Origin of the sequence: Polymorphobacter multimanifer (assembly GCF_014205635.1) — a bacterium.
GTDB lineage: Bacteria > Pseudomonadota > Alphaproteobacteria > Sphingomonadales > Sphingomonadaceae > Sandarakinorhabdus > Sandarakinorhabdus multimanifer.
In genome coordinates, this window is record NZ_JACIIV010000017.1 from 12676 (window position 1) to 29308 (window position 16633).

Here is a 16633-nt window from a genome sequence, read left to right on the forward strand (position 1 = left end):
AAGCGCCAAGGCTGTGACCGGCGTCACAAACATGGTCTAAATCGATCTTCGGGGCTTTTGCCGCGCGCCGCGGTCGGCATATTGGCGTCGCGAAAGGAGTACCCAGGACGACGCCATGACTGCCGCCCCGCGATCAACCCATGCCTGCTGCACCGGCTGCGACGCCCCCGTCGATATCGGCGATTCGTTTTGCCGTGCCTGCGGCACCCGCTTGTCACGCCCCCGTGCCTCTCCGGCGACCGCAACCGTCGGCGATCGCCGCCAGCTGACCGTGATGTTCTGCGACCTGGTGGGGTCGACCGAAATGGCGTCGCGCCTCGACCCTGAAGATGTCCAGGCGGTGCTCCGCGCCTATCAGCAACTCGCCGCCGAGATCATCCGCAACGTCGACGGCCATGTCGCCCAGTATCTCGGCGACGGCATGCTGATCTACCTGGGCTATCCGGCCGCCCATGAGGACGACCCTGCCCGCGCGGTCAGTGCCGCCATGGAGATTGCGGGCGAAGTTCCGCGCCTTGGCGAACGCTTGCGGGCGAGCGTCCCGCATCTGCGCGCCGGCGACCTTGCCGTGCGCATCGGCATCCACACCGGGCCCGTCGTCGTCGGCTCGGTCGGTTCCGGCCTGCGGCGCGAAACCCTCGCCACGGGCAGCACCGTCAATGTTGCGGCGCGCCTTGCGGCCGCGGCCGACGCCGGCACCGTCATGGTCAGCGACGCCACGGCCGGCCGCACCCGCGGCGCTTTCGAGCTCGAGGCGCTGGGGCCAAAGGCGCTGAAGGGCCTCTCCACCCCCGTGATGGCGTTTCGCCCCACCGCCCCACGCGGCATTCGCAGCCGGATTGCAGCCTGGTCCGATGGCTCCGGCCGCACGATCGTCGGGCGCGACGCCATTCTCGCCGATCTCGCCCGCGACTGGAGCGCCATCTGCGCCGGTCAGCGTCGCGTCACCATCCTGCGTGGCGAACCGGGCATCGGCAAGACGCGGCTCCTCCAGGCCTTGCGCCAACACCTCGGCGCCGCCCCGCATGGCTGGATTTCCTGCCACGGCGCCGCCCTGCAACAAGCCAGCGCACTTTACCCGATCGTCGAGGCGATGCGCGCCAGCCTCGGCCTCGACGGCGACGAACCGGCGGGCGTCGCTCGCGACCGCCTGACCGCGGCGCTTGCCGAACTCGGGCTCGAAACCCCGGGCTTTGTCGATCGCCTAGCGCGCCTCCTCGGCTTCGACGGCCTGGCGCTGGGGCCGGACGACCGCGCCCCGGCCCTTGATTCGCTCGCCCGCTGGTGCGTTCACCTTGCCCGCGGCAAGCCGCTCGTCATCGCCGTCGAGGATCTGCACTGGTACGACCCCTCGAGCCTCGAGCTGCTGCAGCTGATCATCGACGCCGCCGCCGATGTCCCGCTCTATGTGATCGGCACGATGCGTCCGGAAACGACGCTGCCCTGGCCGCCGGCGCGTTATCGGATCATCGACGTGCCCGGTCTCGGCGCTGCCGACATTGCGGCGATCGTCCGCGAAATCGTCGGCGGCACCGATCCCGGCGCCGTCGCCGCCCTTGTCGATCGCTGTGACGGCGTGCCCCTTTACGCCGAGGAACTTGCCCAGGCCTTTGTCGAGCATGTGAAGCAGGACGCGCCCGGCGCCGGCATTCCGGCGACGCTGCAGGATTCGATCATGGCCCGCCTCGATCGCCTGGGTCCGGCCAAGCGCCTGGCGCAGGTTGGTGCGCTGCTCGGGCGGTCGTTCGGTCACGAGATGATTGCCGCGGTCACCGGTCTCGATGAGGCCTTCCTTGGCCCGGCACTCGCCGAGATCGTGTCGCGCGGGATCCTTCACCGCGATGGCATCCCGCCGCGGGCGACCTATACGTTCCGCCACGCGCTGCTGCAGGATGCGGCCGCCGATTCGATGCTGCGGCAGCAGTATCGCCAGAACCACCAGCATATTGCCGCCACCCTTGCCGGCCAGTTCCCGGCAATCGCCACCGATAACCCGATGCGCCTCGCCCATCATTTCGCCGAGGCGGGCGCCGGCCCGGAGGCGCTCGACTGGTATCGACGCGCCGGCAGTCGCGCCCAGGCGCGCGCCGAATATCGCGAGGCGGAGACGGCCTTTCGCCGAGCCATCGCCATCGCGGAAGCCGCTGAACACGGCGATGCGGTCCATGGCCTGTATGGCGAGCTCGGCCGTATCCTCCAGCTGACGCAGGGCTATGCGGCGGCGGAGACGGTGGAGGCGACGGTTCGCGCCCGGCAGCCCGACGAAGCGGGCAACGTCGCGTTCCTCGCCGAAGAGCGCCGGTTGTGGCAGGCGACACTGACCCGCGGCGACCATGATGCCGCCGGCACCCGGGCCGATGAGGTGATGGCCATGTGGGAGGCCGATCGCAGCGATGGCGATCTCCTCATGTTCGCTCTCGGCGCGCGCATCCAGGTCGATTTCTTCACCGGCGCGCTCGCCGCCATGGAGGCGAGCTATGCCCGGCTTGCCGGTCTTGTCGACGGCATCGGCCGGCGCCAACCGCCCGGCAACACCGTCAGTTCCATCGGCGTCGCCGCCATGGCCGCCTGGTGGCGCGGCGACACGCCGACGGCCCGGGCGCGCCTCGACGCCGCGTTCGATTTTGCCACCGCCAGCTGCAATCCCTACGATCTTGCCATGGCGCTTCACTACCAGAGCCAGCTCCTGCTCTGCGAACGCGATGCGGCGGCGGCGGAGCGGGTCGGAATGCGGTTGCTGGCGCTCGCCGAGGAACAGGGGTTCGCCTATCTCGCGGCGCTTGTGCAGGGGCCGATCGCCTGGGGCCGTGCCTATCGCGGGGTCGGCAACGGCCATGCCGCGCAGGTGCGCGCCTCCCTGCAAGGCCAGATCGACGCCGGCGCGCGGATCGCCGTGCCGACGCAACTCAATCGCCTTGCCGAGATCGAGCTGGCCGAAGGCGATACCGAAGCGGCGCTCGCGACCGTCGAACAGGCTCTTGCCTTCAATCCGCAGGAACGCCTTTATCGGCCCGCCAGCCTGCTTCTGCGTGGCCGCCTGCGCACCGGCGCCGCCGCGGCGAGCGACTTTGCCGAGGCCCTGGCCCTTGCCGGCGCCATGGGCGCGCGCGGCATCGAACTGCCGGCGGCGTGCGCGCTGGCGGCCTGGCATCTCGACCGCGACGATCCCGCCGCTGCCCTTGCTATCCTTGCGCCGGTCGCCAAACGATGCCCGACGGGCTGCAACCCGCTGGACCATGCCGAGGCCGCACGGCTGCTGGCGGCAGCAGCCGCCAGCGACGGCGTTGCACCAATCACCGGCAGGCCATAGAAAGGCACGGGGTTGGAATGACGACCGTATCGGGGGGATGAGGTGGCGGGTGGGCCGGATTGGACAGGGGCGGCTCCAGCCGGCTTCACCGCCGCCGACCTTGCCCATTTCACGCTTTTTGCCGAGATGCCCGACGCGGCCGCCAACAAGTTTGTCGGCCGCATCCGGATGCGCCATTTCAGCCGCGGCGACACGCTTGTTTCCTTCGGCGCCGGCGGCAGCGACGTCTTCCTGCTGTGCGATGGGCCGCTGCTCGCCAAGCGCTTCTCGGCGTCCGGACAGGAGTTCGGCTACCGTCGCATCCCGGTGCACGGCTATTTCGGCGAAATTGCTGCGCTCGATGGCGGCCCGCGTTCGGCAAGCGTCGTCGCGCTGGGCGAGGCGCGGGTTGGCGTCATCGCCGCCGCCGACTTCCGGGCGCTGGTCGCCGACCACCCGGCCATCGCCGCGGCGCTGCTCGCCGACCTCGCCAGCCGGGTCCGCGAATTGAGCGACCGGCTGTTCGCCGCCAGCACTGTCAGCCTGCCGGGCCGGGTCGCCGCCGAGGTCACCCGCATGGCACTCGCCGCCGGGGTCGTCGGCGATGGCGGCATCGTGCCCGACCTGCCGACCCATGCCGAACTTGCAGCAATCGTCGGCGGCCAGCGCGAGACGGTGACGCGCGCCTTCAACCGCCTTGTCGACGCCGGCATCGTGGCCCGCCAGGGGCGCAGCCTCGTTATCCGTCGCTTCGAGGCGCTGCTGGCGCAGACGGGGGATTGATGGCGGGCGATTGCTTCGATGTCATCGTCGTCGGCGGCGGCCCGGCCGGGGCTACGATGGGCTGGGCCCTGGCGCGGCAGGGCATCAACGTCGCCGTGCTCGAGCGGACGCGCTTCCCGCGCGAGAAAGTCTGCGGCGATTTCGTCGAGCCGGCCGGGCTCCGGTTGATCCGCGCCATGGGCTGCGGCGCCGCGCTCGATGGTCAGTCGCGCCTGCCGATCACAGCTAACCGGGTCTATTTCGGCCCGCACCTCGCCTACCACAACACCATTCCCTATTACGACGGCGAGCATGGCCAGCCGCGCCACAGCCTGATCATCCCGCGCGCAGAGCTCGACACCATGCTGCTGCAGAATGCCGCTGACACCGGCGCGACGGTGCTGATGGCGACCGAGGCGACCGCCGTGCGCCGCAGCGACGGCATCAACCAGGTCGATATCCGCTCCGGCGACGCCAGCCGCACGCTCTCGGCGCCTCTCGTCATTGGCGCCGACGGCTTTGAATCGCTGATCGGGCGCAGCGCCGGGCTGCCGCGCCGCGACCGCCGCCACATCGGTATCGCTCGCCGCATGTACCTCGAAGGCGTCGAGGTCGACGCCGGCGAAACCACCATCTGGTTCGACGAGGACCATATCCCCGGTTACGGCTGGATGTTTCCGATGCCGGGCGGCCGCGCCAATTTCGGCATCGGCGTGCTCAGCGAAAGCGCCGATCGCTTCGGGCTGTCGGTACCGAAAATTTTTGGAGAAAGCCTTGCCCGCCTGCGCCTTCGCCACCCCGGGTGCCGCAACGCACGCGCCGCCAGCAAGCCGCTGGGCGGCGTGGTCAAGGCCTATGGCGGAATCGATCACAACCATTTCGACGGCGGCTTGCTGATCGGCGACGCCGGGTCCTTCGTCGATCCGATAACCGGCGAAGGCATCACCCAGGGCATGGAATCGGCGATCATCGCGTCGCGCACCGTCGTCGCAGCGATGGCGGCCGGGCGCTTCGACGCCGATTTCCTCGGCCGCTACGAGACCGACTTCCGCGCCCATTTCGATCCGTCGATGCTCTATGTCGGCTTTTGCGCCGCCCTCATGCGCAACTGGCACTTCCGCGAGATCCTGTGGCGCGTTACCCGCCGCGGCTTCGAACGCGCCAACCCCGATCCCGAATTCGGCCGCGTCGCCGGCGCCGGCTTCGGCGGTGTCGATGTGCAGCCGCGTGCCATTCTCATCCAGCTGTGGAGCGCGGTGTTCGGCCATCTCGCCCGGGGCGGCGTCGATGCCGTCAGCGCGCTGCTCGCCGGCCGTGCCCCCGGCGGCAGCGCCCGCGACATGCTCGGGGATCTCGGCGCCTGGCACCGGGGCTGGCAGGCATCGATCGCCGACGATGCCGCCTGGCATTATGCCTGGCTGGCCGATGTCGCTCGCGCCTTTGCCCGCATGGGTCCGGCGCTTGCCACCACCGACAATCCGCGCGTCCGCGGCCTCGAACTCTGAAGGGAACTGCCATGGCCAAGGCCCGATCCCGCAAGGCAAGCCCGGCGAAAGCCGCCCCGGCCCGACCCGAGGTCGCGATCATCGGCGGCGGCATCGCCGGGCTCAGCGCTGCCCTCCGCCTCTCCCAGCGCGGCTTTGCCGTGACGGTCTTCGAGGCCAAGCCCGAGCTCGGCGGCAACATGTCGTCGACCAACGTCCATGGCATCGACCATGACGTCTATCCGCACATGTTCTGCGACTGGTACGCCAATTTCTGGACGATATTCGAACAGGATCTGGGGTTCGCGCGCGCCACGCACTTCGAGCCGCAGGACGGCGTGAAGCTGCTCGAACTCGGTGCCGAAACCTATCTCGACCTCCGGAACCCTTCGACCCTCTCCACCGTCTGGGAAAACCTGACCTCGGGCATCCTCTCGGTGCCCGAGATGATCGTCCTGATGTTCTCGATGCTCGATCTTGCCGCCCACCCTTTCGGCGGCGACGTCACCGACAATCTTGAACGGATCGACGTCAACGGCTTCCTCTATTCGCGCGGCTATGTGACCGAGGATGTCGCCAAGGTTCACAACTATATCCTCACCCTCGTCTGGTCGATGAACAGCGACGTCACCGCTGCCAAGACTTATCAGGATTTCCTTCGCCATTTCAGCAGCTTTCCCAATCAGCGGCCGCTCGCGTGGCTGCTGCGGGGCAGCCTGCGCCAGAAGATCATGCAGCCGCTCGCCGACAAGCTGCGCGACCTTGGCGTCACCGTGCACACCGACACCATGGTCACCGCGCTCGACATCATCGACGGGCGCCCCCGCCTCATCGTCGAAGCGCGCAATGGCGTCGCCGCGCCGCAAGCCTTTGACCATGCCATCATCGCGACGCCGGCAGGTGCCATGATCCGCCTTGCGATGGGCGCCCCTGGCGAGGACCCTGCGACCAAGATTGTCGCCGTGGAGCCCCGCATCGCCCAGCTCCAGCATTTCCACGACGCCGCCATCCCGGTCGTCGACATCTATTTCAAGAAAAAGCTGGCCGGGGTCCCCCAGGGCCAGATCGGCCTCACCGGGTCGTCGATGATGCTCAGCGTCATCGATATCTCGCAGCTTTGGGAGACGAGTTCGATGATGCGGGAGCGTACCGCGCTGGTTCTTGCCGCTTCCGATGGGTTCGCCATTCCCGCCGTGGGGCCCGAGGCGCGTGGCTTTGCGATGATCGAGCAGTTGCACCGCTGGCTGCCGATCTTCAACCTCGGCACGCACTGGGGCGACCCCGACAGCGACATCGAATGGGCGATGAGCCATTTCCGCGCCAACGACACCAACCGCCTGTTCATCGACGACGTCAGCAGCTGGGCCTTTCGCCCGACGGCCAGCGACCCGGCCGCGCTGTCCAACATCTTCCTCGCCGGCGATTACTGCCAGTCGAGCGCCGACATGGCGACCATCGAGGCTGCGGTGCAGACTGGATTGCTGGCGGCGCAGGCGCTGCAGGCGGCGGATGCCCGCAGCCATGGCAAGATGCGCGGAGAGCCCATCACCCTTGCCGCCGAACAGCTCGATGGCAGCGCCAAGCTGCTTGCCGCCAAGCTGGCGTTGCTTCCCGCCGCCTATGGCGCCAGTGCCTGGGCAGCACTTTCGGAAAGCCTCGCAAATCCGGGCGGTGAGCGTCCGGGGACCGAGAACTACCCGCTGCTGCTGCCGTTGTCCTGCACCCTCGACTGGTGGACGACCGCCTATTCGCTCGCGCTCGAACTGGCGCCGGGGATCAAGTCGGCCAGCCTTGCCGACGCCGGCAAGGCGACGCTGCTGAAGGCAGTGGACCTTCTGCAGGACTTTGCCCGGCACCAGCCCGGCCGCGGCGACCCGCGGCCGCCGCCGTCCGAGCTTGCCACGACGTTTTCGGCATTCGCCGGGGCTGCCATGCGCGCTGCCGAAGCCGCGCTGACGAAAGCCGCGCGGGGGAAACCACCCGCGCCGGATGCTCCCTACAAGCGCCGCTGGCGGGTGAAACCATGACCGACACCATCACCCGCGATATCATCGAGCATCTCGGCTTTACCGACGAGATCGAGCGCCTGCGCCGCTATATCGAGGCCTGGGTCGCCGGCTGCAGCGCCGAAATGCGCCCGTTGCTGGAATGGCAGTTCATCGCCAAGCCCAAATACTTCCGGCCGCTGACGATCTTCAGCTGTTACCGCGCCGTCCGCGAGGGGGAGATTCCCGAAAGCATCATCCGCTCCGCCGCCGTGCTCGAGATGATGCACAATGTGTCGCTGGTCATCGACGACATCCTCGACAAATCGCCCGAGCGTCGCGGCAAGGCAACGATGCACACCAGGTTCGGCGAATTGAACGCGCTGATGGCCTCGGGCTTCATCGTCGCGGAAGGCTATCGCCTGTCGGCCGAGGACCCGCACGACATCCTGCTGTTTTCCGACCTGTTGAAGCGCCTCGGAGTCGCCGAATGCGCGCAATGGCGCCTGCGCCGGCAACCGCTCGGCGTCGAGGACTGGCTTGCCATTGCCGGCGAAGACACGGGTTCGATGTTCGAAACCTGCGCCTGCCTCGCCACCCGCGACGATGCCCTGCGCAAATTCGCCCACCTGCTCGGCGTGCTCTACCATGGTTGCGACGACGTCGGTGACGTCAAGGGCCTCGAATCGCTGGGCGGTGGCGGTGAGGAAGACCTGCGCGACGGGATTCTCACCTTGCCGGCCTCGCTCGCCATCGCCGACCCGAGCATTTCGGCGCTGTTCTGCAAGCCCGATCCGACGCCGGAAGACCTGACGATCATCTCGGCAGCGATGATCACAGCACTTCCGGCGGCCGACAAGAAGCTTGACGAACTCGCCGCCGAAGCAAAGTGGGAGGCTCAATTGCACACCGCGACCCCCGCGACCCTGTTCGCGCTGGTTGATTACACGCGCGAACTCTCACGGCGATAGGGGCTGCACCGGGTCTTTCAGGCGCCGACGCGCACCGTGCGCAATGCATGTCAGGAGCCGCCCAAGAGATCCTGAGGCTCGAAACGATCGGCAATGGTCTGGACTATAGGTTTGTCCTCGCGGCCAGTTAAAGACATTGGCGATCCCGCCTAACTCGCCGGCATCTCGGAAAATACCTTCAGATATGCTGGCCGCTTCTTCAGCCGCTCGAAATAGGCCCGGAACTCCGGCTGCTCGGGCAGCGTGCCAAACTGGAGGCCCCAACTCACCGTCGCGCCGACATAAACGTCGGCCGCCGTGAACTGACTTCCCGAAATCCACTCGTCACCCGTCGGCATCGCACCTGCCAGCGCTGCAACTGCCTCGTCATAGCGGCCGTAGCCTACCATCACCTTTTGCTCGTCCGACACTTCCACCTTCATGTGTCTATCCATTATCGCGGCCTCCATCGGCCCGGCGCAGAAGAACATCCAGCGGAAGTAGGCCGCTCGGCCGGTCATGTCGGGCAGAAGCCCGGCGTCGGCGAAGGCTTCCGCCAAATAGGCACAAATAGCTGCTGCCTCCGTCACCACCACCTCCCGGCCGCTCAACCGGTGCACCAGCGCCGGCACCTTGCCCATTGGGTTGATTGCCAGATAATCCGGAGCTTTCATCGTGGTCCCATAGTCGAGGTTTACCAGCTCGAACGGCTGTCCCAATTCCGCCAGCATCCAGTGCGCAATCATCCCGCGAGACTGCGGGTTCGTGTAAAGCGTCAGATGGCTCATCCCGGTTCTCCCTTCATATCGGTTTGTTGGAACATATAAAGAACACGCGAAGTGGGCAAGCCCCGTAGTGACAAAGCGCCGTTGATCGATACCTCCCCGGCGCTGCTCAATCTGGACCTTCGGTGGTCGGCCGTGTCCGCCCAAAGAGACCTGCTGGCGGTCGCGAGCCCGCCAGCAAGCCCGTGGCAATATCTTCGGCATTCGATGACCAGGAGAACTCACAGCGAAAACATTTCTGGTCAGTTGCAACCACTCATGCTAGTAAATATGTTCTTAACCATTTGTTCAGCTGAGATTGAGTTTGAAACCCGTTCTTCTTTGCGTTGTGGCGCTTGCTTTCTTCACCTCCGCCGTGCCGTCCGCTGCATCGCAAGGGTCTGTCGACCACGAGCGCGGCAAGGTCGCTTTGCTCGACACAACCGACTTTGCCGAAGCGCGTCGTGTCTCCGACTGGATCGTGGCCACCAACGACAGCGTCAACCAGCCTTTCATGGTGGTAGACAAGGCGAACGCGCGACTGTTTCTGTTCGACGCCGCAGGCAAGCTCCGTGCGACGACGCCCGTGCTTCTGGGTCTGGCTCGCGGGGACGACTCGCCGCCTGAAATTGGCACGCGAAAACTGTCCGAGATTGCGCCACAGGAACGCATAACCCCCGCGGGCCGCTTCGTCGCACAGATCGGGCAGGATCTGGACGGATCGCAAATCCTCTGGATCGACTATGACACTGCAATTGCGCTGCATCGAGCCTCGGACCGAAAGCCGGGGCTCAGCAGCAAAAGCCGGTTGGCACGCTTGTCCAGCGCCACGCCGGCTGAAAAACGTGTTTCGCTTGGCTGTATCAATGTTTCAGGCACGTTCTATGAACGTTTCATCCAACCGACCTTTGCCACTACCAATGGCATTGCCTATATTTTGCCCGAGACACGCTCAGCCGACGACCAATTTGGAATCACCAGTCGTGACGTATCGGCGAGCAGCTGAGCAGGATGCGATGAAGTAGCCAAAGCTCAGCGAGGCGAAGATCGCGTTGGTGCTCAACGAGGCTGAGGAAGGCACGACGCTGGGCGAGACGATTGCACCACCGGTGACTCGGCTTCGTTCTGTTGAGCAACTGCCGACAACATAGCTGCTTGCGGCTTGGAAGCGCATTCTGGCGCGGCATGCCGGACATGCTCCAGACTATCTGCATTGAGGTCGACCTGCATGCACCGACGCCACGTTGTTGCGTTTGGCGGCGCATCTGGTTGCATTGCGCCGTGGCCCCGCAAAGCCCCCTTGCCTCGCCGGCGGCGCTGGGCATGATCCGGCAGGGATTGCTGACCGTCGCAGAGGCGGGGGCAACCGAGCAGGGAGAGCAATGTGACCAGCCCGATACATGCGCCGCCGCTGGCGGCCCCCGACTATGCGACGCGGTTCGGCGAGTTTGTGGGGATCGGGCCCAACGGCAATCTCTGGGTGGATGGATGCGATGTGGCGGCACTGGCCGAGGCCTATGGCACGCCGCTCTATGTGATTTCGGAAAACCAGTTGCGGCACAATTACCGGGCGTTCCGGGATGCCTTTGCGGCGGAGTATCCCGATGTCGAGATCCTGTTTGCTAACAAGTCCAACAACGGGCTCGCAATACGGCACATCATGAATCAGGAAGGTGCTGGCGGCGACTGTTTCGGCGCGCAGGAGATGTACATGGCGCTGCTGGCGGGCACCGACCCGGCGACGCTGGTGCTCAACGGCTCGAACAAGCAGGACGAAGAGCTGGAGATGGCGCTCGCCAACGGGCTGTGCATCAACATCGATGCCGAGGACGAGCTGGACCGGATTGCCGACATTGCCGCGCGTCTGGGGGTGGTGGCCAATCTGGGCATCCGGCTGAAGCTCGACCTCGAGCCGTTGCGCGACCGGATGGGCGTTTCGATGCACGGGCCGGGTTCGCTGAAGCAGCAGAGCGACAGCACCAAATGGGGGATGACGCGCGAGCAGACCGTCGACATCGTCCGCCGCGCGCTGGCGATGCCGGCCATGCGGCTGAAGGAGACGCATTTCCACCTCTCGCGCATGTCGAACGAGCCCGCCGACTTCGCCGTGATGGCGCGCGAGATGATCGTCTGGTCGGCCAATCTGCGCGACGAAACGGGGTGGACGCCGCCGACGATCGATATCGGCGGCGGCTGGACCTTCGGCAAATGGTACGGAACGGGGCCGAACCGGCAGATCGACGGGCCCGATGCGCCGACGCCGGCGGACTATGCGCGGGCGGTGTGCAGTGCCATTCGGGAGGAAGCGGAAGCGCGCGGGTTGCCGCTGCCCAAGCTGCGGCTTGAGCCGGGGCGCGCCCTGTCCGGCCCTGCAGGGGTGGCGGTGGGCCGCGTGGGTGCCGTGAAGCGCGGCGCCAAGACCTGGGTGAACCTCGATCTTTCGACCAACCATCTCTCCTGGGCGTCGGTGCTCGACTGGTATTACCATGCCGTGCGGGTGCGGAATGCGGCCGATGGCGACTGCGAGACGGTCGATCTGGTGGGGCCGCTGTGCAACTCCGACGAACTTGGCGCGCATCGGGAAATGCCGGCGCTGGCGCGGGGTGACCTGGTCGCGTTCCTCGATGCCGGGGGTTACACCGAGAGCTCGGCGGCGCGGTACAATGCGCAACTGCTGCCGGCGACCGTGCTGGTGAGCGGCGGCCGCCATGCGCTTATCACCGAGCGCGAGCAGATGAAGGACGTGGCGGGGCGCTTCCGGGTGCCGGCACACCTGCTCGCGGCGTCGTTCGCGCGGCCGGAGGCGGCGTGATGTTGCGGATGGGGGCCCTCATTGCGCTGATGCTGGCGGCGCCGGCGATGGCTGCGCAGGTGCGGGTGACGTTGGGGCCGGGGCAGCCGCAGCGCGACTATGACGGCCGGGTGCTGGTGGTGCTGACGAAGGACGGCGCCAGCGAGCCGCGCTTCCAGGCCAACCGCAGCAATACTTCGGCGCAGGTTTTCGGGGTGGATGCGCAAGCGATGCGTGCCGGGCAGGCAGTGAGCCTGGGCGATGAGGTGACCGGTTATCCGCTGGAAACGATGCGCGAAATTCCCAAGGGGCGCTATTTCGTCCAGGCGATTTTGCACAAGTATGACACTTACAAGCTTGCCAATGGCAAGACGGTGAAGCTGCCGGCGGCGCGCGGGGCGGGGCAGAACTGGCGCAAGGAGCCAGGCAATCTGGTGAGTGCGGTCAAGGAGATCGAGTTCGATTCGGCATCGGCGGACACGATTGACCTGGTGCTCGACAAGGTGCTGCCCGAGATCGCGCCGCCGGTCGACACCGAATTCGTGCGGCGGTTCAGCTTCAGAAGCCCGAGCCTTTCGAAATTCTGGGGGCGCGACACCTTCCTCAACGCCTATGTGCTGGTGCCGAAGGACTTCGACCGGCACCCGCAGGCGCGCTACCCGGTGATGATCAACCACGGGCATTTTCCCGAAGGTTTCAGCGGCATCCGTGCGACGCCGCCCGCCGCGGATCTCGTTTGCGAGCCGAGCGCGCGGTTCAATGACTCCTGCTACAACCGGGTGGAGCAGCAGGAGGCGCATGGCTTCTACAAGACATGGACATCGGCCGATTTTCCGCGGTTCCTGGTGGTCGAAATCGACCATTCCAACCCCTATTTCGATGACAGCTATGCGGTAAATTCGGCCAATCTCGGGCCTTATGGCGATGCAATCCAGTACGAGTTCATCCCCGCGCTGGAGAAGAAGTTCCGCGGCATCGGCGCCGGCTGGGCGCGGTTCACCTATGGCGGCTCGACCGGCGGGTGGGAGGCGCTGGCGGTGCAGGTGTTCTATCCGGACGAATATAATGGCGCCTTTGCTGCCTGCCCGGACACGATCGACTTCCGCCAGACCAAGGTCGTCAACATCTATGACGACGATAATGCTTTCTGGATGCAGGGGCCGTTCGGGCGGGTGCCGCGCTTCGTCAACCGCAACTATCTGGGCCATGTGAACTGGACCAACGAGATGGAGAACCGGTACGAGCGGGTGATCGGCTCGAAATCGCGCTCGGGCGGCCAGTGGGACATCTGGGACGCTGTGTATTCGCCGATGGGTGATGATGGTTATCCCAGGCCGATCTGGGACAAGACAACCGGGGTGATCGACAAGGCAGTGGCGGCGCATTGGCGGGAGAATTATGATTTGCGGCACATATTGCAGCGTGACTGGGTGAAGCTGGCGCCCAAGCTGCAGGGGAAGATCCATATCCATGTCGGCGACATGGACAATTTCTACCTGAACAATGCCGTCTATCTGATGGAGGATTTTTTGACCAAGGCCGACCCGCCGTATGAGGGCGAGGTGACCTATGGCGACCGGGCCGAGCATTGCTGGAACGGTGATCCGACGCTTCCCAATGCCATCACCCGGCTGCGCTACAACACCATGTATGTGCCCAAGATTCTCGACCGCATGGCGAAGACCGCGCCGGCCGGGGCGGACATGACGAGCTGGCGCTATCCCTGACCCTATCGCCATTTTCTGGGATGGTCGGCGGCTGCCCGCGCGGCCGGGCGAGAGCCTGCTGGCGGCGCTGACCGCAGCGGGGGTGACAACGTTGCGCCATGACGCGCAGGGTGCGGCGCAAGGGGCGTGGTGCGGCATGGGCGCGTGCCAGGCTTGTCTGGTGAATGTGGACGGCGTTTCCAACCGCCGGGCATGCATGGTTAAGGTGGCGGACGGGATGGTGGCGGTACCCGGCGGGGGCCTTGAGGGGCTGTCGGCGGGTAGCGGAGGGGCGATTGAAGGGTTTCTGCGGCGGGCGGCGGACCTGCCCGAGCGGCGGCCCGATGTGCTGGTGATCGGTGCCGGGCCGGCGGGGCTTGCGGCAGCGCTGGTGGCGCGGCGCGCGGGCGCCGAGGTGCTGCTGCTCGATGAACGCGGCAGTGCCGGCGGGCAATATTACAAGCAGCCGGCGGTGACCGCCGGGCCGGCGGCGGACGCACAGGCGCGCGAGGGGGCGGCGCTGATCACCGAGGCTCTGGCGGCGGGGGTGGAGATGCTTGCCGACACGCTGGTGTGGGGCGCGTATCCGGGGCCGGTGTTTGTTGCCAGCCGCGGTGGGGCTTCGTTCCGGGTGGTGCCCGGCGCAACGGTGATCGCGACCGGGGCGCAGGAAGTGGCGTGGCCGGTGCCGGGGTGGACGCTGCCGGGGGTGATGACCACCGGGGCGGTGCAGGGGATGTGGCGGACGGCGCGGCGGGTGCCGCCGGGGCGGATCGTGATTGCCGGCAATGGGCCGCTCAACCTGCAGTTGGCGGCGGAGCTCGTCGCAGCGGGGGCGAACGTGGTGGCGCTGGTGGAGGCGGCGCGGGCGCCGGGGATCGGGCAGGCGGGGGTGGTGGCGCGGATGGCGGCGAGTGCGCCGGGGCTGGTGCGGCAGGGCCTTGCCTATCGGTTGCGGCTGCGCGGGGTGCGGATGCTGTGGGGGGCGCAGGTGCGGGCGGTGCGGCCGGGCCTCGAGATCGAGACCGACACCGGGCAGGTGCTCGCGGCCGATACGCTGTGCCTGGGCTATGAGCTGGCGCCGGCGGATGAGCTGGGGCGGGGGCTCGGGCAACAGCCCGGAGTGTTTTCGGCGGGCGATTGCACCACGATCGGCGGCGCGCATGTGGCGGCGGCGGCGGGGGCGCTGGCGGGGGCGGCGGCGGCGCGGCACCTGGGGCTGGTGGCCGATGCCGGTGATGCCGAAGTGCGATTGGCGCGGCACCGGGGTTTTCAGGCAGCGCTGTGGACGCTGTTTGCGCCGGCGCGGCCTTTGGTCGGGCATCTGACGGCCGAGACGATCGTCTGCCGCTGCGAAGGCGTGACCGCCGGCGATGTGGCGGCGGCGCAGGCCGCAGGCGCGGCGAGCCATGCCGCGATCAAGCAGGCGACGCGGCTGGGGATGGGGCCGTGCCAGGGGCGGAGCTGCGCGCCGCTGCTGGCACGGCTGGCGCCCGAGGCAATGCCCGCCGGGCTGGCGCCGCGAGCACCGGTCCGGCCAGTGCGGATTGCGGACCTGGCGCGGTGACACCAAGGTTACCGCAGCGGGCCGAGACGGTGGTGATCGGCGGCGGCATTGTCGGCACCTGCATCGCCGGATTTCTCGCCGAGGCCGGGATGGCGGTGACCCTGCTCGATTCCGGTCATGCGGCAGGCTCCACGAGCAATGCCGGCAGCCTGCATGTGCAGATGCAGAGCCGGTTCATGCGGCTTTATCCGGCACAGGTGCCGGGGCTGGAGGCGCAGCTGCCGCTCTATCCGCTGGCAGTGCGGTTCTGGGCCGAGCTGGGCGCGCGGCTGGGGCTCGATTTCGAGATGAAGCTGACCGGCGGGCTGATGGTGGCCGAAAGCGAGGAGCAGCTGGCGTTTCTCGGCCACAAGGCGGCGCGCGAGCGGGCGCTGGGGCTCGATGTCGAAATTCTCGGGCGCAGCGATGTCGAGCGGATGGCGCCGTATCTGGGGCCGGCGATCGTCGGCGCCGAACTCTGCCGCGACGAAGGCAAGCTCAACCCGCTCGCGGCGAACAAGGCACTTGCCGGATGGACGCGCGGGCTGGGGGTGGACCGGCGACCCGGAGTGCGGGTGACGGCGGTGGCGGCGGATACGGATGGCTTCGTGGTCGAGAGCGACGCCGGGCGGATGGCGTGCCGGCGGCTGGTGATTGCCGCAGCCTGGGACAGCGGGCGGCTGGCGGCACCCTTCGGACTGGCGATCCCGAGCGTGGCCGAGCCGCTCAACATCGCCATCACCGAGCCTGCGTCACCGCTGATCGGGCATCTGGTCCAGCATGCCGACCGGATGATCACGCTGAAGCAGCTCGGCTCGGGACAGGTGGTGATCGGCGGCGGCTGGCCGGCGCTGCCCGCTGCGGGCAATGCGGCGCCGGGACTGGAACTCGACAGCCTGATCGCCAGCGCGACACTGGGGCTGCATGTGGTGCCGGCACTCGGCCAGCTGCGGATCCTGCGCTGCTGGGCGGGGAACAACACCGTTGTCGACGGGCGCGGGGTGCTGGGGCGCGTGGCGGGCCATCCGGGGCTGGCGGTGGCGATCCCCGGGGACGCCGGCTACACGCTGGGACCACTCGCGGCACGGATGGTGGCCGACGATATTCTCGGCCGCGCACCGATGGTGGACATCGAACAGTTCCGCCCGGAGCGCTTCAATGTTGCGTTGCCCGCACAAGCGGCAGGCGACGGCGGAGGCAACGGGCAATAATCTTGGTCATACCTTTGTAATTGTTCGCATTTTTCTGGAATGGTTAAGGGCTTTCGGGGTCGGCTGGACTATGGTCCGCTGTTGTTGATGGTCTTGCACCGGACGACGGTCCGGCGGATGGTGGAACCGACGTGCCGGGGCGACA

At 67.1% G+C, this 16633-nt stretch carries 11 protein-coding genes; 10 read left to right on the forward strand and 1 reads right to left on the reverse strand.

Annotated features, from left to right (window positions below; translation table 11 throughout):
- Window positions 1-211 precede the first annotated feature (211 nt).
- Genes FHS79_RS12075 through FHS79_RS12095 form a run of 5 tightly spaced genes read left to right on the forward strand, consistent with a single transcriptional unit; the run spans window position 212 to window position 8491 of the window.
- Window positions 212-3310 (forward strand): AAA family ATPase, encoded by a 3099-nt coding sequence (locus tag FHS79_RS12075; RefSeq protein WP_184200275.1) that lies wholly within the window; start codon window positions 212-214, stop codon window positions 3308-3310.
- A 42-nt stretch (window positions 3311-3352) separates the two neighbouring features.
- Window positions 3353-4072: a Crp/Fnr family transcriptional regulator gene (locus FHS79_RS12080; protein WP_184200278.1), complete on the forward strand. Its 720-nt coding sequence runs from the start codon at window positions 3353-3355 to the stop codon at window positions 4070-4072.
- On the forward strand, window positions 4072-5556 hold the full coding sequence (locus FHS79_RS12085) for an NAD(P)/FAD-dependent oxidoreductase (RefSeq protein WP_184200281.1): 1485 nt from the start codon (window positions 4072-4074) through the stop codon (window positions 5554-5556). The genes FHS79_RS12080 and FHS79_RS12085 overlap by 1 nt, the downstream gene beginning before the upstream one ends.
- An 11-nt stretch (window positions 5557-5567) precedes the next feature.
- Window positions 5568-7562: an FAD-dependent oxidoreductase gene (locus FHS79_RS12090; protein WP_184200284.1), complete on the forward strand. Its 1995-nt coding sequence runs from the start codon at window positions 5568-5570 to the stop codon at window positions 7560-7562.
- Window positions 7559-8491 (forward strand): polyprenyl synthetase family protein, encoded by a 933-nt coding sequence (locus FHS79_RS12095; protein WP_184200287.1) that lies wholly within the window; start codon window positions 7559-7561, stop codon window positions 8489-8491. The genes FHS79_RS12090 and FHS79_RS12095 overlap by 4 nt, the downstream gene beginning before the upstream one ends.
- Window positions 8492-8640: 149 nt before the next feature.
- Here the strand turns inward: FHS79_RS12095 and FHS79_RS12100 are convergent, their stop codons facing one another.
- Window positions 8641-9258: a glutathione S-transferase family protein gene (locus FHS79_RS12100; RefSeq protein ID WP_184200290.1), complete on the reverse strand. Its 618-nt coding sequence runs from the start codon at window positions 9256-9258 to the stop codon at window positions 8641-8643.
- Window positions 9259-9583: 325 nt separating this feature from the next.
- Between FHS79_RS12100 and FHS79_RS12105 the strand changes: the two genes are divergently transcribed.
- The 5 genes from FHS79_RS12105 to FHS79_RS12125 all read left to right on the forward strand — a co-directional run bounded on the left by FHS79_RS12105 (window position 9584) and on the right by FHS79_RS12125 (window position 16488).
- The gene (locus tag FHS79_RS12105; RefSeq protein ID WP_207792337.1) at window positions 9584-10240 is read left to right on the forward strand and encodes a L,D-transpeptidase; all 657 of its coding nucleotides are present in this window, start codon (window positions 9584-9586) and stop codon (window positions 10238-10240) included.
- Window positions 10241-10618: 378 nt separating this feature from the next.
- Complete coding sequence (locus FHS79_RS12110; protein ID WP_184200293.1) at window positions 10619-12046, forward strand: alanine racemase; 1428 nt, start codon at window positions 10619-10621, stop codon at window positions 12044-12046.
- Window positions 12046-13752 carry an alpha/beta hydrolase gene (locus FHS79_RS12115; RefSeq protein WP_184200410.1) on the forward strand — a complete coding sequence of 569 codons (1707 nt, stop codon included), beginning with the start codon at window positions 12046-12048 and terminating at the stop codon, window positions 13750-13752. The genes FHS79_RS12110 and FHS79_RS12115 overlap by 1 nt, the downstream gene beginning before the upstream one ends.
- A 10-nt stretch (window positions 13753-13762) precedes the next feature.
- A complete protein-coding gene (locus tag FHS79_RS12120; protein ID WP_341534459.1) occupies window positions 13763-15298 on the forward strand; it encodes an FAD-dependent oxidoreductase in 1536 nt (511 codons plus the stop codon).
- Entirely contained in the window at window positions 15295-16488 is a 1194-nt protein-coding gene (locus tag FHS79_RS12125; protein ID WP_184200298.1) for an FAD-dependent oxidoreductase, read from the forward strand. Before FHS79_RS12120 ends, FHS79_RS12125 begins: the two co-directional genes overlap by 4 nt.
- The last annotated feature ends 145 nt before the right edge of the window (window positions 16489-16633 follow it).